Consider the following 233-nt stretch of genomic DNA (forward strand, 5'->3'; position numbering starts at 1 on the left):
CTACCCTGAGTTTCTGTTCGGGGGAGACCCTGCTCACCACCACGACATCACGGTCCAGAAGCGCCCCCAGCACTTGTTCGTAATGGGGGAGTTCGGAGCCTTGGAACACGAGGTCAGGGTGCCACAACAGACCAATCTCGCGTGCGATGGATGCTGCCGTGGAGGGGTGGTCACCGGTGATCATCGCGATAATGATTCCTGCGCCCCGGGCAGTCTTGATGACATTGGCGACG

General features: G+C 60.1%; 1 protein-coding gene. It reads right to left on the reverse strand.

The window, feature by feature from the left end; all coding sequences use genetic code 11:
- Positions 1-233: hypothetical protein (locus N7568_RS25515; protein WP_261612403.1), on the reverse strand; the 233-nt coding region annotated here is incomplete at both ends.

It is taken from the genome of Paenarthrobacter aurescens (assembly GCF_025421775.1).
Taxonomy (GTDB): domain Bacteria; phylum Actinomycetota; class Actinomycetes; order Actinomycetales; family Micrococcaceae; genus Arthrobacter; species Arthrobacter aurescens_B.